13 protein-coding genes are annotated in these 20,614 nt (G+C 50.5%); all 13 read left to right on the top strand.

Annotated elements, in window-relative coordinates; genetic code table 11:
* The first annotated feature begins 244 nt into the window (after nucleotides 1–244).
* Nucleotides 245–3,694 (top strand): PD-(D/E)XK nuclease family protein, encoded by a 3,450-nt coding sequence (locus tag RTV33_RS04505; RefSeq protein WP_312641992.1) that lies wholly within the window; start codon nucleotides 245–247, stop codon nucleotides 3,692–3,694.
* On the top strand, nucleotides 3,681–7,313 hold the full coding sequence (addA, locus tag RTV33_RS04500; protein WP_312641990.1) for a helicase-exonuclease AddAB subunit AddA: 3,633 nt from the start codon (nucleotides 3,681–3,683) through the stop codon (nucleotides 7,311–7,313). The genes RTV33_RS04505 and addA overlap by 14 nt, the downstream gene beginning before the upstream one ends.
* A 287-nt stretch (nucleotides 7,314–7,600) precedes the next feature.
* Entirely contained in the window at nucleotides 7,601–8,134 is a 534-nt protein-coding gene (gene infC, locus RTV33_RS04495) for a translation initiation factor IF-3 (protein ID WP_312641988.1), read from the top strand.
* A gap of 25 nt (nucleotides 8,135–8,159) precedes the next feature.
* The gene (rpmI, locus tag RTV33_RS04490; RefSeq protein ID WP_312641986.1) at nucleotides 8,160–8,363 is read left to right on the top strand and encodes a 50S ribosomal protein L35; all 204 of its coding nucleotides are present in this window, start codon (nucleotides 8,160–8,162) and stop codon (nucleotides 8,361–8,363) included.
* 57 nt (nucleotides 8,364–8,420) lie between these two features.
* Nucleotides 8,421–8,774, top strand: a complete 354-nt coding sequence (rplT, locus tag RTV33_RS04485; RefSeq protein WP_312641984.1) for a 50S ribosomal protein L20 — start codon at nucleotides 8,421–8,423, stop codon at nucleotides 8,772–8,774.
* A gap of 66 nt (nucleotides 8,775–8,840) precedes the next feature.
* Nucleotides 8,841–9,635 (top strand): RNA methyltransferase, encoded by a 795-nt coding sequence (locus tag RTV33_RS04480; RefSeq protein WP_312641982.1) that lies wholly within the window; start codon nucleotides 8,841–8,843, stop codon nucleotides 9,633–9,635.
* A gap of 50 nt (nucleotides 9,636–9,685) precedes the next feature.
* A complete protein-coding gene (dprA, locus tag RTV33_RS04475) occupies nucleotides 9,686–10,882 on the top strand; it encodes a DNA-processing protein DprA (RefSeq protein WP_312641980.1) in 1,197 nt (398 codons plus the stop codon).
* 113 nt (nucleotides 10,883–10,995) lie between these two features.
* Nucleotides 10,996–13,416 carry a type I DNA topoisomerase gene (gene topA / locus RTV33_RS04470; RefSeq protein ID WP_312641978.1) on the top strand — a complete coding sequence of 807 codons (2,421 nt, stop codon included), beginning with the start codon at nucleotides 10,996–10,998 and terminating at the stop codon, nucleotides 13,414–13,416.
* Complete coding sequence (trmFO, locus tag RTV33_RS04465; RefSeq protein ID WP_312641976.1) at nucleotides 13,416–14,717, top strand: methylenetetrahydrofolate--tRNA-(uracil(54)-C(5))-methyltransferase (FADH(2)-oxidizing) TrmFO; 1,302 nt, start codon at nucleotides 13,416–13,418, stop codon at nucleotides 14,715–14,717. The genes topA and trmFO overlap by 1 nt, the downstream gene beginning before the upstream one ends.
* A gap of 21 nt (nucleotides 14,718–14,738) precedes the next feature.
* Nucleotides 14,739–15,770, top strand: coding sequence for a phosphate acyltransferase PlsX (plsX, locus tag RTV33_RS04460; RefSeq protein ID WP_312641974.1), 1,032 nt, complete (start codon nucleotides 14,739–14,741; stop codon nucleotides 15,768–15,770).
* Nucleotides 15,757–16,431 (top strand): ribonuclease III, encoded by a 675-nt coding sequence (rnc, locus tag RTV33_RS04455; RefSeq protein WP_312641972.1) that lies wholly within the window; start codon nucleotides 15,757–15,759, stop codon nucleotides 16,429–16,431. Before plsX ends, rnc begins: the two co-directional genes overlap by 14 nt.
* Nucleotides 16,428–17,456 (top strand): radical SAM protein, encoded by a 1,029-nt coding sequence (locus RTV33_RS04450; RefSeq protein ID WP_312641970.1) that lies wholly within the window; start codon nucleotides 16,428–16,430, stop codon nucleotides 17,454–17,456. Before rnc ends, RTV33_RS04450 begins: the two co-directional genes overlap by 4 nt.
* Nucleotides 17,447–20,614: chromosome segregation protein SMC (gene smc, locus RTV33_RS04445; RefSeq protein WP_312641968.1), on the top strand; the 3,168-nt coding region annotated here is incomplete at its 3' end. The genes RTV33_RS04450 and smc, both read left to right, overlap by 10 nt.

The following is a 20,614-nucleotide window of genomic DNA, read 5'->3' as shown; positions in this document are numbered from 1 at the left end:
GGTACTTGCCGTTTGGCAAATATGTTTTATTACATCGGAAACGGTCTTTGCGTGCTTTAGCACGCAAACTTGCGCATGGCGCAAGTGCAAAACTGTGTTTTAAGACCGGTTTATGATATAATAGTCAGAGATAATCCACGTGCAATAAGGTGGATTTTTAACAATACATGATAAGCAAGAAATATATTTTAAGCAGGTTCAGTCACCAATTTTACCCCTGCAAAAGCCGTACAGGAGGAATAGTATGCTACAATTTGTTATAGGAACAACCGGCAGCGGCAAAACGACCCTGTTGCGCGAAAAAATCTGTGAGGATGTGCGTGCAGGGGGACGAGCGATTGTTGTAGTGCCCGAACAGCATTCCTTCGAGACCGAAAAAACCCTGTATGAAATGCTTGGCGCGCGGCGAGCAATTGATGTAGAGGTACTCAGCTTTACACGATTGTGCAACCGCATTTTTCGGCAATACGGCGGGCTTGCGGGTGACTATATCGACGACAGTGCGCGCCTGCTGCTGATGAGCCTTGCCATGGGTGAGCTGGCGGATACTCTCGAACTCTACTCAAACAAAATTAACCACATCGGCTTTGTCGAAACCATGGTTTCACAAATCAGTGAGTTCAAAAATGCCGGGATCTCACCCGAACAGCTGGAGCAATTTGCCCAAAGTGCGGGGGATGAGGGACTTTCGAAAAAATCAGAGGAACTCACCTCTATCTACCGCGTATATCAGGCGATGATCGACCGCAGCTACAAGGATGCGGAGGACGACGTCACACGCGCCTGCGGCTACCTTGAAAGTGAGCCGTTCTTCGCCGATTACAGCGTTTATATCGACTCGTTCAAGTCGTTCACAGCGGGCGAACACCAAATGCTCGATCATATTATCACACAGTCGCCCAAAGTCACCGTTACCCTGTGTACCGATACACTGGAGGAATCGGAAAATGGCTTAGGGTTATTTTCTTTGGTGAAAAAAACAGCATCACGCCTGCGGCGCATTGGGAAAAACAATGGCATACAGGAACTGCCGCCTGTTGTTTTAAACCGTCACCACCGCTACCAAAGCGATGACCTTGCACACCTGGAGCAAAATATCTTTCGCTCACATGCTCACTCGTACGATAAACCTTGCGAAAACGTCCGGCTGGTCGAAGCGCAAAACCAATACGATGAGGTGGAGTATGTCGCCGCGTCGATCCGTGAAGCCGTTCGTCAAAACGGCATCCGTTACCGCGATGTCGCCATAATCGGGCGCGATCTTTCCGCCTATGCACAGGCCTTCCAAAGCATTTTTGAACGCTACGAAATCCCATATTTTATGGATATCCGTGAAGACATCACCGGAAAGCCGCTTACCGCTGCCATTTTGCATGCGGTTGATGCGGTACGCCGTAATTTTGATACCGACGAGATCTTAGCGTTGCTCAAAACCGCATTGCTGGGTGTTTCGCCACAGCAGATTGGCGAGCTCGAAAATTACTGCTTTACCTGGGATGTTAAGGGCAGCACGTGGCGGCAGGATTTTAAGATGAATCCGTCGGGCTATGGCGAACCCAGTAAATATGATATGGAGTTGCTTGCAAGGCTCAATGAGCTTCGCGTGCAGGTCATTGCCCCGCTGGAGGAGCTGTATGATGCGGTGCAGCGCTGCAACGGTGCGGGCTTTGCCGTGGCGGTGTTCCGCTATCTCGAACGCTCCGGTATTTTAAGCAGGCTGCGTCAAACCGAAGAAAACGACATGGTTGCTGTCGATTGTACCCAGCTTTACGATACAGTCGTTGACCTGCTGGATCAATTTGCCGCCGCACTTGGCGAAGCAAACCTTACACTACAGCAGTTTGCCGAGCTGCTTCGCATGGTGCTCTGTTCGGTGGATATCGGCAGTATTCCGCAGACCCTTGATCAGGTTACTATTGGCTCTGCCGACCGTGTTCGTCTTTCATCCCCAAAACTCACTTTTTTGGTGGGAGCAAACGAGGGGATTTTTCCTGCGGTATACAAATCGGGCGGCATTTTTTCCGATGCTGAGCGCGAACAGATGATTAACAGCGGACTTGAAATCTCCGATACCGCCGAGAGCAAATCGCTCGATGAAACCTATTGCGCCTATGCGGCGCTATGCAGTGCATCGCAGCAGCTTACAGTGTGCTACTCCTGCTCCACGCTCAAGGGTGAGAGCTTATACCCCTCTGTCATTGTCAAGGGGCTGCGTTCGGTACTGCCCTTTGCCGCCAAAATTTCCACCGATGAGCAGGACCGCATGGTTTATATCCACAACAATAAAACCGCGTTTGACGTGTTTTGCGGCAACCTGCGGCAGGATAACCAGTTTACCGCATCACTCAAAGCATACCTTGAAGAACAGGGGCTTGGTGAGCGTACAGAGCGGCTGCTGAATCCAGTTAAAGCCAGCGAATATCAGCTGAAAAGCAGCGACACCATTTTAAAACTTTATGGCAGCGATATGAGCCTTTCCGCTTCGCGGCTCGACCAGTTTTACCAGTGCAAGCTGGCGTATTTTTGCCGCTACGGGTTAAGTGTTTGCCCGCGCCACCGTGCCGAGCTTTCGCCGATGGAATCGGGCACGCTGGTGCATTTTGTGCTGCAAGCTCTGCTCTCGCGCTACGATGACATCTGTGCCGCGGTACAAAATGAAGACAAGCTGCGCGCAGATATCCACGAGCTTCTGTGGCAGTATGTCGATGAAAAAATGGGAGGGAAAGAGAGCAAGCCCGCACGTTTTACCTATTTGTTTAAACGGCTGGAGGATACTCTTGTGAAGCTTCTGCAGCACCTTGCCAAAGAGTTTGCAAGCAGCGAGTTCCGCCCGGCTTATTTCGAGCTGCCCATCAAAAAGCAGCAGGAGCTGCCTGAGGGTGATGCAGCAGAAGGCATATGTGTCGACCCTATGGAATTTCCCATCAGCACGGGCGGCAAGGTAACGGTTGAGGGCGTGGTTGACCGTGTGGATCTGTTGGAGAAAAACGGCAGAAAATATGTGCGCGTCGTCGATTACAAATCCGGCAGCAAAACATTCGACCTCACCGACATTTACTGTGGATTAAACCTGCAAATGCTCATCTATTTGTTTACCCTCGGTAAAAAGGGTACGGGTGGGCTTGCGGGGGCCGCGCCTGCGGGTATTTTGTACATGCCTGCCAAAACAAAATTTACCTCGCTTGACCGCGGTACCGGTGCCGAAGAGGCACAAAAAGAGCAGATGAAGACACTTAAAATGAACGGTCTGCTACTCGATAATCCCGAGTCCTTGCTTGGCATGGAGCGTGACGGCGAGGGTGTATTCATTCCGGTTACAATCAAGGAGAAGGAAAAGTCTTCGGGCAGGGGCAAAGACAAGGTAACCGAAATTACCACCGAGATTAAGGGCGATGTTGCTACACTTGCAGAGTTCGGTAAGCTGGAACAGCACGTTCATCGGCTGGTTGTTGAAATGGCAGATACCCTGCGCAGCGGTGCAATCGGTGCGGTACCAACCTATACCGGCCAGTACAAAAGCACCTGTGAGTATTGCGACTACCGCGAGGTTTGCGGCCACGAGGAAGGCGATATTCAAAATAAAATCGATGATATTAAAACAAAAGCAGATTTTTTTAATAAGATAGACCCCGAAAAAGAAGCGGAACATACCAAGGCCAATGCAGAGGAGGTGCAGGCGGATGGCGAAGATTAACTGGACACCCGAACAGGCAAATGCTATCCAATCAAGGGGCGGTACTTTGCTTGTTTCCGCGGCGGCGGGCAGCGGTAAAACAGCGGTCCTTTCGCAGCGTGTGATTGAGCGTATAGCCGACCCGCAAAACCCTGTTGATATCGACCGTATGCTCATTGTCACCTACACCAAGGCGGCGGCGGAACAGATGCGCAGTAAAATTAGCAGCAAGCTGCAAAAGCTGCTCGAGCCTGTGCCGGACGATGTTGACCTTGAGTATGACGATGCGCCTCGCCCTAACGAAGCGGTGCTCAAGCGCCAGCAGATATTACTCGGCAGGGCGCACATCAGCACCATCCACTCGTTTTGCTTTGATCTCATCAAGCAGCATGTGCAAAAGCTACCGCTCTCGCCCGATATTTCAATTGCGGATGACAGCGAGCTTGGCAACTTGCGCGAGGAAGCACTGAAGCAGTGTGTGGAGGAATACTACAGCAGTGAACGGGGGGACGAGTTTACAGAGCTTGCCGATCTTATCAGTTCGGGGCGCGATGACCGCAACCTGTTCGAAACGGTGTACAAGCTGTACGATTTTATCCGCTCACACCCGTTTTATGAGGATTGGCTCACTGAGAAGCTCGCAATGTATGACAGCACGGTTAACGTTTGCGATACGGTATGGGGCGAGATTATTTTAACCTACACGGCCGATTCGCTGGACTACTGTGCCGAAATTTTGAAGGAAGCCATCGGGCTGATTTGCGAAAACGAAAAGATGACGGCCGCCTACGAAAACACCTTTAAAACTGACCTCGATAACGTGAAACAGATTTTAGAACTGGCAGCGCGAAAATCGCATTCCGCCGAGGATTGGGATATTATCGCGTTTCAGTTAAGTGCCGCAAAGGAGCTTACCCCATTGGGCGGACGTGTTATGGGTGAAAAAGACAACCCCGCCAAGCAGCGTGTCGACGCAATCCGTAAAGAGGTTAAGAGCATTCTTGAAAAGCTTGCCGACCGCCTGTTTTCGGCTACTGCGGCAGAGTTTACCGATGATATTGCCGCATTGCGCCCGCAGATAGAGCTGCTGTTTGCGCTTACGCTTTCGTTTGCCGCACGGCTTGACGCGCTCAAGCGAGAGCGCCGTCTGGTCGATTTCTCCGACCTCGAGCACTTTGCCCTCGCACTGCTTTACGATGAACCCCAAAAAGGGGTGCATTTAAAATCCTCCCTTGCGCGCGAGGTGTCGCAGAGGAGCTTTGATGAAATTATGATCGACGAATACCAGGATACCAACGAGGCGCAGAATATGATTTTCAGCGCGCTTGCCCGCTCCGATGAAAACGGCAGGGAACAGAACCTGTTTCTGGTGGGTGACGTTAAGCAAAGCATCTACCGTTTTCGTCAGGCTATGCCCGAGATTTTTATGCAGAAAAAGCGTGAGTACTCTTCCTACGACGGCAGAAAATTTCCTGCAAAAATTAACCTGGGCGCAAACTTTCGCAGCCGCACCGGTGTTACCGACTCTGTCAATTTTTTGTTTTTGCAGCTGATGAGTGAAAAGCTCGGTGAGCTTGATTACAATGCGGAGGAAGCGCTTCTTCCACGTGCCGATTACCCCGATACCGATGAAATTGCCACCGAAATACAGATTATTGATACCGCAGAAAGCAGCACCGATGATACAAAAATTGTGCTGGAGGCGCGCTATGTTGCTCGCCGCATTGCCGAGATGATTACAGAGGGGTACCAGGTCTACGATAGTGAGGAAAAAGCTCTGCGTCCTGTAAGGCAGAGCGACTTTTGCGTGCTGCTGCGTTCAAAAAAGGACAAGCTGGGAACTTTTGTGAAGGAACTGCAGGAGAACGGTGTCAATGCGTGGGCAGAGGTGCAGGGCGGGTACCTTGCCTCGCGCGAGATTTCGCTCATTCTCTCGTTTTTACGCGTGCTCGATAATCCGCTGCTCGACGTTCCGCTTACTGCAATTATGCTTTCTGAGCTGTTTGCTTTTACGCCCGACGAGGTAGCGCAGGTGCGTCTCATCAACCGTCGCAGGCCGCTCTATCTTTGCGTGTGCGCCGCGGCAGAGCAGGGGGATGCGAAATGCATTGCCCTTACCGAAGTCATCAAAAAATTCAGTGCGGCGGCTGTTACCGAGCCGATCGATCAGCTGATCTTGCGTATCTACCGCGAAACCGATTATCTGTCCATCGTTACGGCTATGCCAATGGGCGACAACCGCAAGGCAAATCTTCGCCTGCTTGCCGAATATGCCGCAGGCTACGACAAAGCGGGGCATAAGGGGCTTTGCGGGTTTGTTCGCTTTGTCGATAGGGTCACCCAGCGTGGTGCCGATTTTACCCCTGCCGGTACGTTGGGCGAAAGCGCAAATGTCGTTCGAGTCATGACCATTCACCGTTCCAAGGGGCTTGAATTCCCTGTGGTGTTCCTGTGTGATACCGCAAAGCGGCACAATGCTGCCGACTACACCATGGCGAGAACCATTCTGCACCCCAAGTTGGGCTTTGCATGCCGCCGCCGTGACCCTGCACTGATGAAGGAATTTACCACCGTGCCCATGGAGGCGCTCAAGCTGGAAGGGGAACGTTCTGCCCTTTCGGAAGAGCTTCGCGTGCTGTATGTCGCCATGACGCGTGCCAAAGAAAAATTGATTATCACCATGACACAGGACAAACGTCTGGATGGGACGTTAAAAGCTCTATCAGGCGGCATTGCCGATGCTGAGCGCATCCCCAGCTACCTGGTACGCAAATGCAAAAGCTTTGCCGATTGGATTTTGATGTGCGCCCTGCGTCACCCGGACGGTGCACCGCTGCGCGGTAAAATTGCGCTGGATGACAGTAGGGTGCTGTGGGTGAACTCACGCCTGTGTGTTCAGTTTAGCCAGCCTCTTGCTCCAAGTAACGGTCAGGTGTGCGAGAGAGTTTCCATCACGGCAGAACCTGTACCCTCTGTAGTGGATGAAATTAGGGAGCGCGCAGGCTTTGTTTATCCGTATACTGCCGCAACCGTGGTGCCTGCAAAGTTGGGGGTTTCGTCCATTGCGCACCGCGAAAGCAACAAGAATTTTCGTTTTAACCGCATACCAAAATTTCTTGCCAAAAAAGAGCTCACCGGTGCCCAACGCGGCTTGGCGCTGCACCAGTTTATGCAGTTTGCCGATTACGCGGCTGCCAGTATCGACGCGGTGGCAGAAATCAACCGTGTTACACAGCTGGGCTTTATCACCGAAATTCAGCGTGAATGCATCGACGTAAAACGCGTGCAAAGGTTTTTTGGCTCTGCGCTTTATCGCCGTATCGCTGCTTCCGGTGACGTCCGCCGCGAGCTGCGCTTTTTATCACAGCTGCCCGCCAACGAAATTGGTTTTGACGGTGCCGGCAGCTCCGATACCATCACGGTGCAGGGTGTTGCCGATTGCGTATTCATTGAAGATGGAGCATGTGTCATTGTCGACTATAAAACCGACACGGTGAAGGATGCGCAGGAGCTGGTAGAGCGATACTCCGCGCAGCTTACCTTGTATAAAAAGATTATCGAAGAAAGCCTGCATCTGCCGGTTAAACAGTGCGTGCTGTATTCTTTTGCGCTAAGTACCGAGATACCGCTTGTACTTTAGTAAAACTGGGATAGGGGACTACGACAAAGCGCAGGGCGATAACGGTGAGTGGAGTGAACAATGCAAAAAATCAAAGTCCGCTGTGTTTTCTCATAAATAATACTTGACAACACTGTGTATATTTGATAAACTAACAAGGAAAACAAAGTAGAACAGCAATTCGTTCTCACCTGTGCGCAGGAGCGTCACATGGTCAATACCAATGCTAAGCCCTTAACCGGGATAAGTGTGTATTGCGGTGCGCGGACGAATTTTAGTCCGCGCTTTGTTCATTTTATAAGAGCTTTATGGAGGTGCTTAACATTAGCAACAAGGAACTACTGATTAATGAGGAGATTAGAGAAAAGGAAATCAGAGTCATCGGTGCAGACGGTGAGCAGTTAGGAATACTGCAAACCAGAGACGCGATGAATCTGGCAATCGAGAAGAACCTGGATTTGGTGAAGATCGCTCCTCAGGCAACGCCGCCCGTATGCCGCATTATGGATTACGGTAAGTATCGTTTCGAACAAGCGAAGCGTGAAAAAGAGGCAAGAAAAAATCAGAAGACCATTGAAACCAAAGAGGTTCGCCTGTCGCTGAATATTGATACGCACGATTTTGAAACCAAACTCAACAACGCTATCAAGTTTTTGAAGAGCGGTGATAAGGTTAAAGTTTCGATTCGGTTCAGAGGTCGCGAAATGGCACATGCTTATTTGGGTGAAGGTCAGATGAAAAAATTTGCCGAGGCCTGTGCCGAAGTGGGAACTGTTGACAAGCTGCCGAAAATGGAAGGCCGTAGTATGGTCATGTTCATTACGTCGAAGCTCGCAAAGTAAATCTAAAAGGGAGGACACAAAACTCATGCCTAAGTTAAAAACACATTCCGGTGCAAAAAAACGCTTCAAAATGACTGCAACCGGTAAAGTAAAACGCGCTCATGCAAACAAGCGTCATCTGCTCAATGGCCATGGAAAGACCCCCAAACGTAAAAGAGGCCTGCGTAAAGCAACTTTTGCTGATCAGACCAACGTGAAGGCAGTTAAACTGCTGCTGCCCTACAAATAGTAGGTAGCTCATAAGGCGTCATTAAATTAGAAACACCGAAAACGGAGGTATATAGATATGGCTCGTGTAAAGGGAGCAACGATGACCCGCAAGAGAAGAAAGAAAGTTCTCAAACTTGCCAAAGGTTACTTTGGTGGCAAGAGCAAACTTTTTAAAACTGCCAAACAGGCAGTTATGAAATCCGGCAACTATGCATTTGCAGGCAGAAAGCAGAAGAAGAGAAACTTCCGCAGCCTGTGGATCACCAGAATTTCCGCAGCTTGCCGTTTGAATGATATGAACTATTCTACATTCATGAACGGCCTCAAAAAAGCCGGCGTAACTCTGAACAGAAAAATGCTGTCTGAGATTGCAATCAACGACGCTGCTGCTTTCACCGCACTGGTTGAAAAGGCAAAAGCTGCCCTGTAATAATTGACATTGCCGCCCGTGTTCAATGCAGCACGGGCGCATTTTCAATTTTATGAGGAGTAGCAGATGGATCGAATTACCAGCAGAGAAAATCAGAATATTAAACAGGTCATCAGGCTGATGAAGAGTAAAAAAGAGCGCACACAAAGCGGTTTTTTTGTTGCCGAGGGCATTAAGCTTTGTATGGAGGCTGTGGCTGGCGGCATTGTGATAGACGAGCTGTACTGCACTGCCGGCGCGTTGGAAAAATACTCTCAGCGGCTTGCTTTGCTATGTCAGAATGCCAAAATCTGCTATGAGATTACAGCGGATATTGCGGACAAACTGGCAGATACCAGCACACCACAGGGTGTTTATGCCGTGTGCCGTCTGCCGGAAAACACGCTAACTGAGGGGAATCTTACTACAGGGCGCTATCTTGCACTGGAATCATTGCAAGATCCCGGCAACATCGGTACCATTCTGCGCACAGCCGATGCATTCGGCATCGACGGTGTAATCCTTACCGCCGACTGTCCCGATATTTTTTCACCCAAAGTGCTTCGTTCCACAATGGGCAGCGTGTTTCGTGTGCCTGTATGTATCACAACCAACCTTGCAGGGCTGCTTGAAAACTTAAATAAAACACACAGTACCTATGCTGCAACGCTCAGCGAGCGAGCGGTGTCTATTCGGACATGTAACCTTACGCAGGCGGCGGTAGCTGTGATTGGCAATGAGGGTAACGGCTTGTCACAAGATGTAATAGACAGATGCACCCATAACATGATCATTGATATGCATGGCGGGGCAGAGTCGCTTAACGCGGCAGTCGCCGCTGCTGTAGTAATGTGGGAGATGTCGGGCAAAGCACGCTTGTAATCCAAAACTATGTCATCACGGCGCAACTACCGGTTTAGGGGGGACGGATCATGTCATCGGCTTTGGAATACTGGGTTTGGCTGGGAGCAGCCTTCGGCAGCGGCAACGGCAGAACCGATGAGATTATCCGTCGATTCGAGAGCTTAGAAGATTTTTATTCTACCGGTGGCTACCGTGAGATTTCGCAAATTACCAAGGCGGAAACCGAACGGCTTCTCGCCACAAAGCTTGATGATGCGAAACGCATTGCCGAGCAGATGCACCATCGGGGAATTACGATTCTTACGCCCGATGATGTAAGATATCCCACCCGTTTGCGTAACATTTACGGAATGCCCTGCGTACTCTATGTCGATGGTGAGCTTGGCGATATTGACAATGAGCTTACCATCGCAATGGTGGGCACGCGCCGCTGTTCCGACTATGGCTATCGTGCTGCCAATAAAATCGGCAGCGAGCTGGCACAGGCGGGTGTGGTAATTGTCAGCGGTCTTGCCTCAGGTATCGATACTGTGTGCCACACGGCTGCTGTCAAGCAGGATCGGCGCACCATTGCGGTGCTCGGCTGCGGTATCGATAAAACCTACCCGACACAGAATAAAACCCTAAGGGAGCTTATTGCCAAAAATGGCGCGGTTGTTTCCGAGTTTGCACCCGGTACTACGCCATACGCAGGCAACTTCCCCATCCGCAACCGCATTATTTCGGGGCTTTCTATGGGTGTGGTAGTGGTTGAGGCAGGCGAGCGCAGTGGCTCGCTGATTACAGCCCATGTTGCACTCGATCAGGGCAAGGACGTATTTGCGGTTCCCAACGACATTTTTAACGATAGTGCGCGCGGTACCTTTGCACTGCTGCGGCAAGGGGCGATTCCTGTCAGCTGCGGGCTGGATGTGCTGGAGGAATACCGTTACCGCTTTGCAAAATCACTATCGCTGGAAAGGCTGCAGCCTGTAAACGAACCGCAAGCGATACCTCAACCTGCGGTGATCCAAACGAGCTTATTGGAAAAGCCGCTTAAAAAACAGGTGCAGGGGGCTGTCGAGAGAGCGCCGAAAGCAGACCCAGAGGGAATATCGAGTGACGCACTTTTGGTCTATCATCTGCTTACAGATGTACCGATACAGATGGAAGAAATCTCTAAAAAGCTGCAAAAATCGATACACGAGGTCTTGACAGCGCTTACAGAACTTGAAATAATGGGCTTGGCATCTGCACAGTCGGGCAAACGCTACAAACGCATGTAGATGCTATTTTTACGGTTATGGTTGTTATTACTGTATGCATTGATGCTTCAGTGCACACAGTAATAACAACCTGAGTGAATTGATATTATTGAGATATAGGCTAGGTGAACAAAATGGCAACAAAAAAGGCAGATGAAAAATTAACGGCGACTGCTCAGGCTGAAGAGGCCGCAGAAGCTGTGGATACAGCCGCAAACACCAAAGCGGCAAAAACGGCTAAGGCTGCGAAAAGCACAAAAGCAACAGCTAAAAAAGAGCCTGTAAAAAAAGCAGCGACCAAAAAAGCTGCTGTAAAGCCGGCTGCGAAAAAAGCGGATAAAGATACCGAGAAAGCACCGGCAAAAAAGAAAGCCGCTGCAAAAACAGCTGCAAAAACCACCAAGGCGGCTAAAACTTCCACCGCAAAAAAAACCGCAAAGGCTAAAAAGAGCGAGGATGATATTGACGTGTTGGTAGACGGTAACCTTGTTATCGTGGAATCCCCCGCAAAGGCAAAAACCATCATGAAATATCTTGGTCCCGGCTTTGACGTTATCGCGTCTATGGGGCATATTCGTGATTTGCCCAAAAGCAAACTCGGCGTCGATGTTGATAACAACTTTGAGCCGCAATACATCCCCATTAAGGGCAAAGAAGAGCTTGTGCGCATCCTCAAGAAAAAGGCAAAGGCAAGTAAAACCGTCTACCTCGCAACCGACCCCGACCGCGAGGGCGAGGCGATTTCATGGCATCTGGCGCACTTGCTTGACCTTGACTTAAACGCTGTAAACCGCATTACCTTTAACGAAATTACCAAAACCGGTGTTCGCTACGGTATGGATCACCCGCGCACCATCGATATTGATTTGGTGAATGCACAGCAGGCTCGCCGCATTCTCGACCGCATTGTGGGCTATAAAATCAGCCCGTTTTTGTGGCGTAAAATCAAGCGCGGCTTGTCGGCAGGCAGGGTGCAGAGCGTTGCGGTACGTCTGATTGTCGACCGCGAAAACGAGATTCGCGCATTCATCACCGAAGAGTACTGGTCCATCGATGCAAAGCTGCTCGGCAAAGAGAGCACAAAGCAGATTCCCGCCAAGCTTTACGGCAAAGACAAGAAGCTGGATATTAAGACGGGCGAGGAAGCAAATGCGATTTTAGAAGAACTCAAAGGTGTCAAATATCTGGTGGAGAACGTCAAAAAAAGCGTGCGGAAAAAGTCGCCCGCGCCGCCGTTTACCACCTCTACTATGCAGCAGGAGGCTTCGCGCAAGCTGGGCTTCCAGGCTCGCCGCACCATGAAGGCAGCACAGGAGCTGTATGAGGGTATCGATGTAAAAGATATGGGCGCCGTCGGTCTTATCACCTATATGAGAACCGACTCTCTGCGCATCTCCGAAGAGGCGCAGCAGCAGGCGGAGGAGTTTATCACAGGCAAATACGGCAAGGATTATCTCCCGCAGGCTCGCCGCCAGTATAAATCAAAAAACAACTCGCAGGACGCGCATGAGGCAGTTCGCCCTACCATGCCGTCGCTCACCCCCGATGAAGCGAAAGAAAGCCTTTCCAGCGATCAATATAAGCTTTACAAGCTGATTTGGGAGCGCTTTATCGCAAGCCAGATGGCAACCGCACTGCTCGATACCGTTGCGGTGGATATCCGCGCGGGTGAGTACCTGTTCAAGGCTTCGGGCTATTCTGTTAAATTTGACGGTTTTACTGTGTTGTATGAAGAAGGCAAGGACGAGGAATCTGAGGAGGGCGGCGCACTGCCGGCTATGGAGATCGGCGACGAGCTTTCGCTCAAAGAGCTGCTGCCGAACCAGCATTTCACGCAGCCCCCTGCACGCTTTACCGAGGCATCCCTCATCAAAACACTTGAGGAAAACGGCATTGGCCGGCCTTCCACTTACGCCCCCACCATCACCACCATTCTCGCCCGCAACTATGTGGAGCGCGATGCGAAGGTGCTAAAACCCACTCCACTGGGCGAGGTCACCACACAGCTGATGGAAGAACAGTTTAAAAACATCGTGGATGTAACCTTTACCGCAAACATGGAGCATGATCTCGACTCGGTTGAGACCGGCGATGCGGATTGGGTCAAAACGCTGCATAAGTTCTACGATGATTTTGCCGCTACCCTTGAAAATGCCGAAAAGAACATGGACGGTACCCGTATGAAGGTTCCCGAAGAAGAATCGGATGTCGATTGTGAGCTTTGCGGCCGCAGAATGGTCATCAAATCCGGTCGCTTTGGCAAATTCCTTGCATGTCCCGGGTTCCCCGAATGCAAAAACACCAAGAAGATCGTGCAGGAGACCGAGGGCAATTGCCCCAAATGTGGCTCCAAAATGCTCGCTAAAAAATCACAAAAGGGCAGGGTGTTTTATGGCTGCAGCGGTTACCCCAACTGCGATTTTATCACGTGGGATCTGCCGCTGAAGGAAAATTGCCCCGATTGTGACGCCACCTTGTTTAAGAAGACCGGTAAGATGGGCAAAATCTATTGTGCGAAGGAAAATTGCGATTATGAGAGAGGGTTGAAGGATTGATGTCGGTATCGGTTATCGGGGCGGGGCTTGCGGGCTGTGAAGCCGCGTGGCAGCTTGCGAACCACGGCATAAAGGTGCGGCTGCACGAAATGAAGCCGCAAAAATTCTCGCCTGCTCATAAATACAATGGCTTTGCAGAGCTTGTCTGCTCCAATTCACTCAAGGCAATGCGTATAGAGTCTGCGGCGGGGCTTCTCAAAGAGGAGATGCGTCGTCTTGGCTCGCTTATTATAGAATGTGCCGACGCTACTGCGGTTTCGGCAGGCGGCGCGCTCGCGGTGGACCGCGAACAGTTTTCCAACAGGGTGACGGCTAAGATTTCAGACCACCCCAATATCGAGGTTGTCACTGGTGAGGTAACTGGAATCCCGGATGAGGATGTAATTATCGCCACAGGGCCGCTTACCTCTGACGCTTTTTCTACAACAATCAAGAGCTTGCTCGGCGGCGAATACCTCAGCTTTTACGATGCCGCAGCACCGATTGTCACCTTCGACAGCATTGATCAGGACAAGGTGTTTTTTGCCGCCCGTTACGACCGTGGCGATGCGGATTACATCAATTGCCCCATGAATAAAGAGGAGTACGAAAGCTTTCACAGCGCACTGGTTTCTGCGGAATCGGTAGAGCTGAAAAGCTTTGAGAATATGACGGTTTACGAGGGCTGTATGCCGGTGGAGGTACTCGCCAAGCGCGGCACCGATGCCATCCGCTACGGTCCGCTCAAGCCTGTCGGGCTGCGCGATCCTAACACAGGGCATCGCCCCTGGGCAGTTGTACAGCTGCGCAAAGAAAATGCCGAGGGCAGCCTTTATAATCTGGTGGGTTTTCAAACTAACCTGCGTTTCCCCGAGCAAAAGCGTGTATTTTCTATGATACCGGGGCTGGAACATGCTGATTTTATGCGTTATGGTGTGATGCACCGCAATACGTTTATCGATAGCCCGCGCCTTTTGGATAGCACCTATCGCCTCAAAAAGGACAGTAGAATCTATTTTGCGGGGCAGATAACGGGTGTTGAGGGCTACATCGAGTCCGCGGCTTCGGGTATTCTGGCAGGCATCAACCTTGCCCGGCGTTTGCAGGGCGGGCAGCCGCTGATTCTGCCGCGGGAAACCATGTTGGGCGCACTTACCGCCTATATCAGTGACGAAAGCGTTGCCAGCTTTCAGCCAATGGGCTGTAATATGGGCATTTTACCACCTCTGGGTGAAAAAATCCGCGACAAGAGCGCGCGTTACCTTGCGCTTGCACAGCGTGGTTTGCAAAAGCTGGACGAACAAATAGCTACGATTAAATAATAATAGATTGGCGGTGCTTAAATGAAAGTAATTTTGGATGCATTTGGCGGAGACAACGCTCCCGTTGAAGCCTTGAAAGGTGCGGCGTTGGCGGTGCAGGAGTATGGCATTGATATACTGCTCACCGGTGATGAAGCAGTCATTAAACGTGTGGCAAGCGAACAGGGCATTCCGCTCAGCGGCATTGAGATTGCACATGCACCAAACGTTATTCCTGTTTGCGCTGAGCCAACCTCTATTATGAAGGAATATGCAGACAGCTCGCTTGCAGTGGGTTTAAAGCTGCTTTCCGAGGGTAGGGGCGACGCGTTTGTCACAGCGGGCAGCAGCGGTGCCTTGGTAGTCGGTGCATCGCTCATTGTAAAGCGTATCAAGGGTATCAAGCGTGCGGCGTTTGCTCCTGTCATCCCCTGCGTGGGTGGCAGCGGCAAATATATGCTGCTCGATTCCGGCGCAAATATTGAATGTCGTCCCGAAATGCTAATGCAGTTTGGTATCATGGGTTCGGCGTATATGAATAAGATTATGGGAATTGAAAACCCCAGAATAGGGCTGATCAACGTAGGTGTTGAAGAGAGCAAGGGCGGCGAGCTTCAGCTTGGTGCCTATAAACTGCTTAAAAAAGCTCCTATCAATTTTGCAGGCAATGTCGAACCGCGCGAGCTTCCGTTTGGCGCGTGTGATGTCGCCTTGTGTGACGGTTTTTCGGGCAACATTGTGTTAAAGCTTACTGAGGGTGTTGCAAAAGCGTTTACGCAGCAGATCAAGGGTATTTTTATGCAGAACTTCACAACAAAGCTTTCTGCACTTGCGGTTAAAAAAGGGATGTCTAACTTTAAAAAACAAATGGATTACACCGAGCATGGTGGCGCTGCACTGCTCGGCACTGCAAAACCTACCATCAAGGCACATGGCAGCTCCAATGCCAAGGCGTTTAAAAATGCCATTCGTCAGGCGGCAAGCTTTGCCGAAAAGGATGTAATCGGTGAGATTCAAAAGGGTTTGCAGGAGATTAAAAACAGCGCACAGGAGATAAAAAATGAAGCAACTTGAAGAAAAACTACATTATCGTTTTCGCAACAAACGCTATCTTGAGATTGCGCTGACTCATTCCTCCTACGCAAATGAGACCAAACGCGAGCTTGAGTGTAATGAGCGGCAGGAGTTTCTGGGCGATGCAGTGCTTTCCATTGTCGTATCCGACTATCTCTTCAAGCAGTATGCGCATTTGCCCGAGGGTGAGCTCACTAAAATCAGGGCTTCTCTGGTGTGCGAAAAATCATTGTGCCAGTTTGCCAAGGAAATTGACCTTGGTAAACATCTGATGCTGGGGAAGGGTGAGGAAATTACCGGCGGCAGAGAGCGCTCCTCCATTTTGGCGGATGCTTTCGAGGCGGTGATTGCGGCAATCTACCTCGACGGAGGGATGGAGGCGGCAAGAGATTACGTGCTGCGTTTTGTGATAAGCATCATCGAAAACCACCGCAGCCCTTCGTTTAAAGACTATAAAACGATTCTGCAAGAGATTATTCAGCAAAACCCCGAGGAAAAAATCAGCTACGTACTGGTGAATGAAAAAGGCCCCGACCACGACAAAGAGTTTGTGGTGGAGGTACACCTTAACAGCAACGTGATTGGCACCGGCAGGGGGCGCTCGAAAAAAGGCGCTGAGCAGATGGCTGCGAAAGAAGCCCTTGAGCTGATGGGCGAATGAAGCACGCAAATATTTCTATTTTTGTGCCGCATGTCGGCTGCCCCAATCAGTGCAGCTTTTGCAATCAGCACAGTATCTCGGGCGTACAGGCCGTGCCGGATGCCACGTTTGTTGCCAAAACCTGTACCGATGCACTCGAGTTCATGGGTGAACGGGCAAAAAACGCAGAGATCGCTTTTTTTGGCGGCAGCTTTACGGCGATTGACCGAGCTTTGATGATTTCTTTGCTGGAAGCGGCATTTGCCTTTGTACAAAATGGCAGTTTTAAGGGGATTCGTATTTCCACCCGCCCCGATGCCATTGATGAGGAAATTCTATCGTTGCTACGCTGCTACGGGGTAACGGCGATTGAGCTTGGCGCCCAAAGCATGGACAATGGGGTTCTGCGTAAAAATCAGCGCGGGCACACTGCACAGGATGTTACAAATGCGTCGCAGCTGATTCGCCGATACGGCTTTGAGCTGGGGCTGCAGATGATGGTAGGGCTGTATGGCGATACACCCGAAACCGTAATGAAAACGGCACAAAAGCTGGCTTTGCTGCGTCCCGACACGGTGCGTATCTATCCTACTGTAGTAATCAGACATACGATGCTGGCAGAGCTTTATGAACAGGGAGCATATACCCCCATCACCGTTCAGGAAGCTGTGCAAATATCGGCAAAGCTGTTAGAGCTTTTTGAGGGCAGCGGTATTCGTGTCATCCGTCTGGGGCTTCATGCATCCGACGTACTCGAGCGCGATATCTTGGCGGGTGGTTATCACCCTGCACTGCGTGAGCTTTGCGAGGCTGAGTTGTTCCGTAAAAGTATGCTTACCGCCTTGGCTCAGCAGAATATTTTGCAGGGGAACATTACCATTCGAGTTCCAAAAGGGTGCGTCTCTAAAGCAATTGGGCAGCATAAAAGCAACCTCACTGCACTGCAAAGTCTGGGTTACCATGCAAAATTTACCGAAGATAATACCTTGACTGGCTACAGCTGCATTATCCAGCAACAGATAAAGGAAGTGGAACATTGTATCTGAAAGCACTTGAAATACACGGCTTTAAATCCTTCCCCGACCGCACTCGCCTTAACTTTACCGGCGGGCTTACAGCGGTTGTGGGGCCAAACGGCAGCGGCAAAAGCAATATCAGCGACGCACTGCGCTGGGTGCTCGGCGAACAATCCACAAAAACATTACGCGGCGCCAAGATGGAAGACGTCATCTTCGGCGGAACCCAGCTTCGCAAGGCGATGGGCTTTGCACAGGTTACGCTGTACATAGATAATACCGAGCATGCTATGCCAATGGATACCGATGAGGTTTCGATTACGCGTAAGCTGTACCGTTCGGGAGACAGCGAATACAAAATCAACGACCAAAACGTGCGGCTCAAGGATATTTACGAGCTGTTTATGGATACAGGGCTTGGCAGAGACGGCTATTCCATGATCGGGCAGGGAAAGATCGCCGAGATTATCAGCGCAAAAAGTGGAAACCGCCGTGAGATTTTTGAAGAGGCGGCGGGTATCTCCAAGTTCCGCTACCGTAAAACCGAGGCAGAGCGCAAGCTGCTTGCCGCGCAGGAAAACCTGCTGCGTCTGAAAGATATTATGATCGAGCTGGAAGATCGCGTAGGTCCGCTTAAGCTGCAGGCAGAAAAAGCAGCACAATTTGTAAAATACGCCGAGAGCAAAAAGACACTGGAGCTTTCTATCTGGATTGCGCTGCTCGAAAAAACCAAAGAGCAGCTGCGCATACAGGAGGACAAGGTTGCCGCTTCACAGGCAGCTCATGCCGAGGTGGAGGAGGAGCTTGCGGCGGTCGAGAAAAACGCAGAGGAGATTTTTGCGCAAATTTCAAAATGCACCGTCGATATTGATGAACTGCGCGCTTCTATCCGCAACAAAGAGGAAAGTGCGGCCGAAGCAGGAGCTCAAATTGCGGTGTATGAAAACGATATTTTTCATAATAACAGCTCCATTGAGCGCATTTCCTCGGAAATATCCGAGCAAAATCTCACCGGGCAGGACATTGACGCCCAGATTACCATAAAACAGCAGGAGCTTACCGTGCTGTACGAAGAAATCAGCAGTACCAAAACAGAGATGGAAGAGCTGTCGGCGCAGTACGCCCAACTCGCATTGCTTGAGCAGACGGGGATTGCCGAACTCGAAAATAAACGAAGAGCTCTCTCTGAAGTGACGCTTTCCCTGTCCGAGGCCAAGGTTGCAGCAGTTACCTCACAATCGGTGTACAACGAAACACAAAACCGTATTGAAATGCTGCATCAATCTCAGGCAGAAAAGGATGGTAAGATAAAAGACCTTACCACAGAACTGCGCGACTGCAAAGAGCTTTGTGAAAACATCGATGAAAGTTTGCAGGGGCTGCAAAACTCAATCGGCGGCGTTCAGTTAAAGCTGAAAAGCCGCACCGAAAAACAGCAGGAGCTTGAGCGCGAGCTGCGCAGCATCGAGTTTAAATCGGGCGAAAAGCTGCAAAAGGCAGGGCTGCTCGAAAACCTCGAGCAAAATATGGAGGGCTTTGCCGGCAGCGTCAAATACATCATCAATCAGCAAAAGCGCGGTGCAATCAAAGGTGTGCACTCTGCGGTTTCCAAGCTGATTGAGGTGGATGATCAGTACTCCACCGCAATCGAAATCGCACTCGGTGGTGCACTGCAAAACATTGTTGTAGATAACGACGAGGTTGCAAAGCGCGCCATCGCCATGCTTAAGGAGTCACGCAGCGGCAGGGCGACATTTCTTCCCATTTCTACCATCAAAGGCAACCGGCTCAGCGAAAACGGTCTTCAGGCGAAGCAGGGCTTTGTGGCAGTTGCAGCTGACCTTGTGCGCTGCAAGCCTGTTTATAAAGCCATTGTTGAAAACATGCTCGGCAGAATTGTTGTCGCCGAGGACTTAAACGATGCGGTGGCAATTGCAAAAGCATACAACAACCGCTTTCGTGTGGTTACACTGGATGGCCAGCTTGTTAACGTTGGCGGCTCGATGACAGGCGGTTTTACAGCGAAAAGCGCGGGTCTGCTCAGCCGTCAGTCTGAAATCGATAGGCTCAAAGCCGAGGCCGCCGAGATATTAAAATCTGCCGACGGTGTCAACCTCAAGCTAAAGGCGGTTACCGAAGAAATTTCGGCACTAAACGCGCAAGTGCTTGCCATCGACAGTGAGATGAAAGCGGCGGGCGAAGACAAAATCCGCTATGAATCCGAGCAAAAACGAATTTCCTTATCGCTTAATGACCTCACCAAAAATCAAGAGGATGCGGTTGTTCAGTTAAAACGCTTAGAAGAAAAACTGGTTGAATTGCAGGATGGTATCAGCAATGCCGGCGGTAGGGTAAGCGAACTAACCGAGAAACAAGCCCAGGCGGAACAGGAAATTTCAGCACACAGCAGTAAACATAATGAGCTGCGTACACAGCGCGAACAGCTTGCTGCACAACGCTCCCGCCTTGAAATGGATATTCTCGCCCGTACCAAGGACATACAGGGAATCGAACAGTCTGTTGCCGAGATGAACACCCGTAAGGATGGGCAGACGCAGCGCATCGGGTTGTATCAAAGCCAAATTTCTGAGCTTCAAAGCAAAAACACCGAAATTGCCGCTCAAATCGAAATGCTAAAGCAGGCAAATGAACAGCTTTCTACGCAAACCGCGCAGGCGCAGCAACAGATTATAAGCCTGCAAAGCCACCGCCAGCAATGCGAACAGCGTTCCACCGAGATTCGCGTTCAAGAGAAAGACATTATGGCCCGTAAAGAGCAGCTTGCCCGCGAGCTTGCCCGCGTGGAAGAGAAAAAATTCTCTTTGCAGGCGGAGTACGACGGCACCATCGCCCGCATGTGGGATGAATACGAGATTACCCGAAGCGAGGCAGAGACAATTGTCCAGCCGATTGAAGATATGCAAAAGGCACAGCGCAGCTTGGTGGAGGTAAAAGGCAAAATTAAAGCACTCGGTACGGTCAACCTTGAGGCGATCGAGGAATACGAGCAGGTGTCTCAGCGGTATGTGTTTATGAAAACGCAGATTGATGATGTGGAGAAGAGCCGTGACCAGCTGAACAAAATCATCTACGATCTCACCGCGCAAATGCGAGAGATGTTTGCCGACAGTTTTCATAAGATCAACTATCATTTCGGCAAAATATTTGTGGAGCTGTTTGATGGCGGC

The organism is Hydrogenoanaerobacterium sp. (assembly GCF_032017025.1).
GTDB lineage: Bacteria > Bacillota > Clostridia > Oscillospirales > Ruminococcaceae > Hydrogenoanaerobacterium.
The sequence above is the reverse complement of the archived record's forward strand: the minus strand, read 5'-3'. Positions and strand labels throughout refer to the sequence as shown.

Bases quoted from the DNA above. Each gene is read 5' to 3' on its own strand.
- RTV33_RS04505 (WP_312641992.1), top strand. From the start codon at position 245: ATGCTACAATTTGTTATAGGAACAACCGGCAGCGGCAAAACGACCCTG.
- addA (WP_312641990.1), top strand. From the start codon at position 3,681: ATGGCGAAGATTAACTGGACACCCGAACAGGCAAATGCTATCCAATCA.
- infC (WP_312641988.1), top strand. From the start codon at position 7,601: ATGGAGGTGCTTAACATTAGCAACAAGGAACTACTGATTAATGAGGAG.
- rpmI (WP_312641986.1), top strand. From the start codon at position 8,160: ATGCCTAAGTTAAAAACACATTCCGGTGCAAAAAAACGCTTCAAAATG.
- rplT (WP_312641984.1), top strand. From the start codon at position 8,421: ATGGCTCGTGTAAAGGGAGCAACGATGACCCGCAAGAGAAGAAAGAAA.
- RTV33_RS04480 (WP_312641982.1), top strand. From the start codon at position 8,841: ATGGATCGAATTACCAGCAGAGAAAATCAGAATATTAAACAGGTCATC.
- dprA (WP_312641980.1), top strand. From the start codon at position 9,686: ATGTCATCGGCTTTGGAATACTGGGTTTGGCTGGGAGCAGCCTTCGGC.
- topA (WP_312641978.1), top strand. From the start codon at position 10,996: ATGGCAACAAAAAAGGCAGATGAAAAATTAACGGCGACTGCTCAGGCT.
- trmFO (WP_312641976.1), top strand. From the start codon at position 13,416: ATGTCGGTATCGGTTATCGGGGCGGGGCTTGCGGGCTGTGAAGCCGCG.
- plsX (WP_312641974.1), top strand. From the start codon at position 14,739: ATGAAAGTAATTTTGGATGCATTTGGCGGAGACAACGCTCCCGTTGAA.
- rnc (WP_312641972.1), top strand. From the start codon at position 15,757: ATGAAGCAACTTGAAGAAAAACTACATTATCGTTTTCGCAACAAACGC.
- RTV33_RS04450 (WP_312641970.1), top strand. From the start codon at position 16,428: ATGAAGCACGCAAATATTTCTATTTTTGTGCCGCATGTCGGCTGCCCC.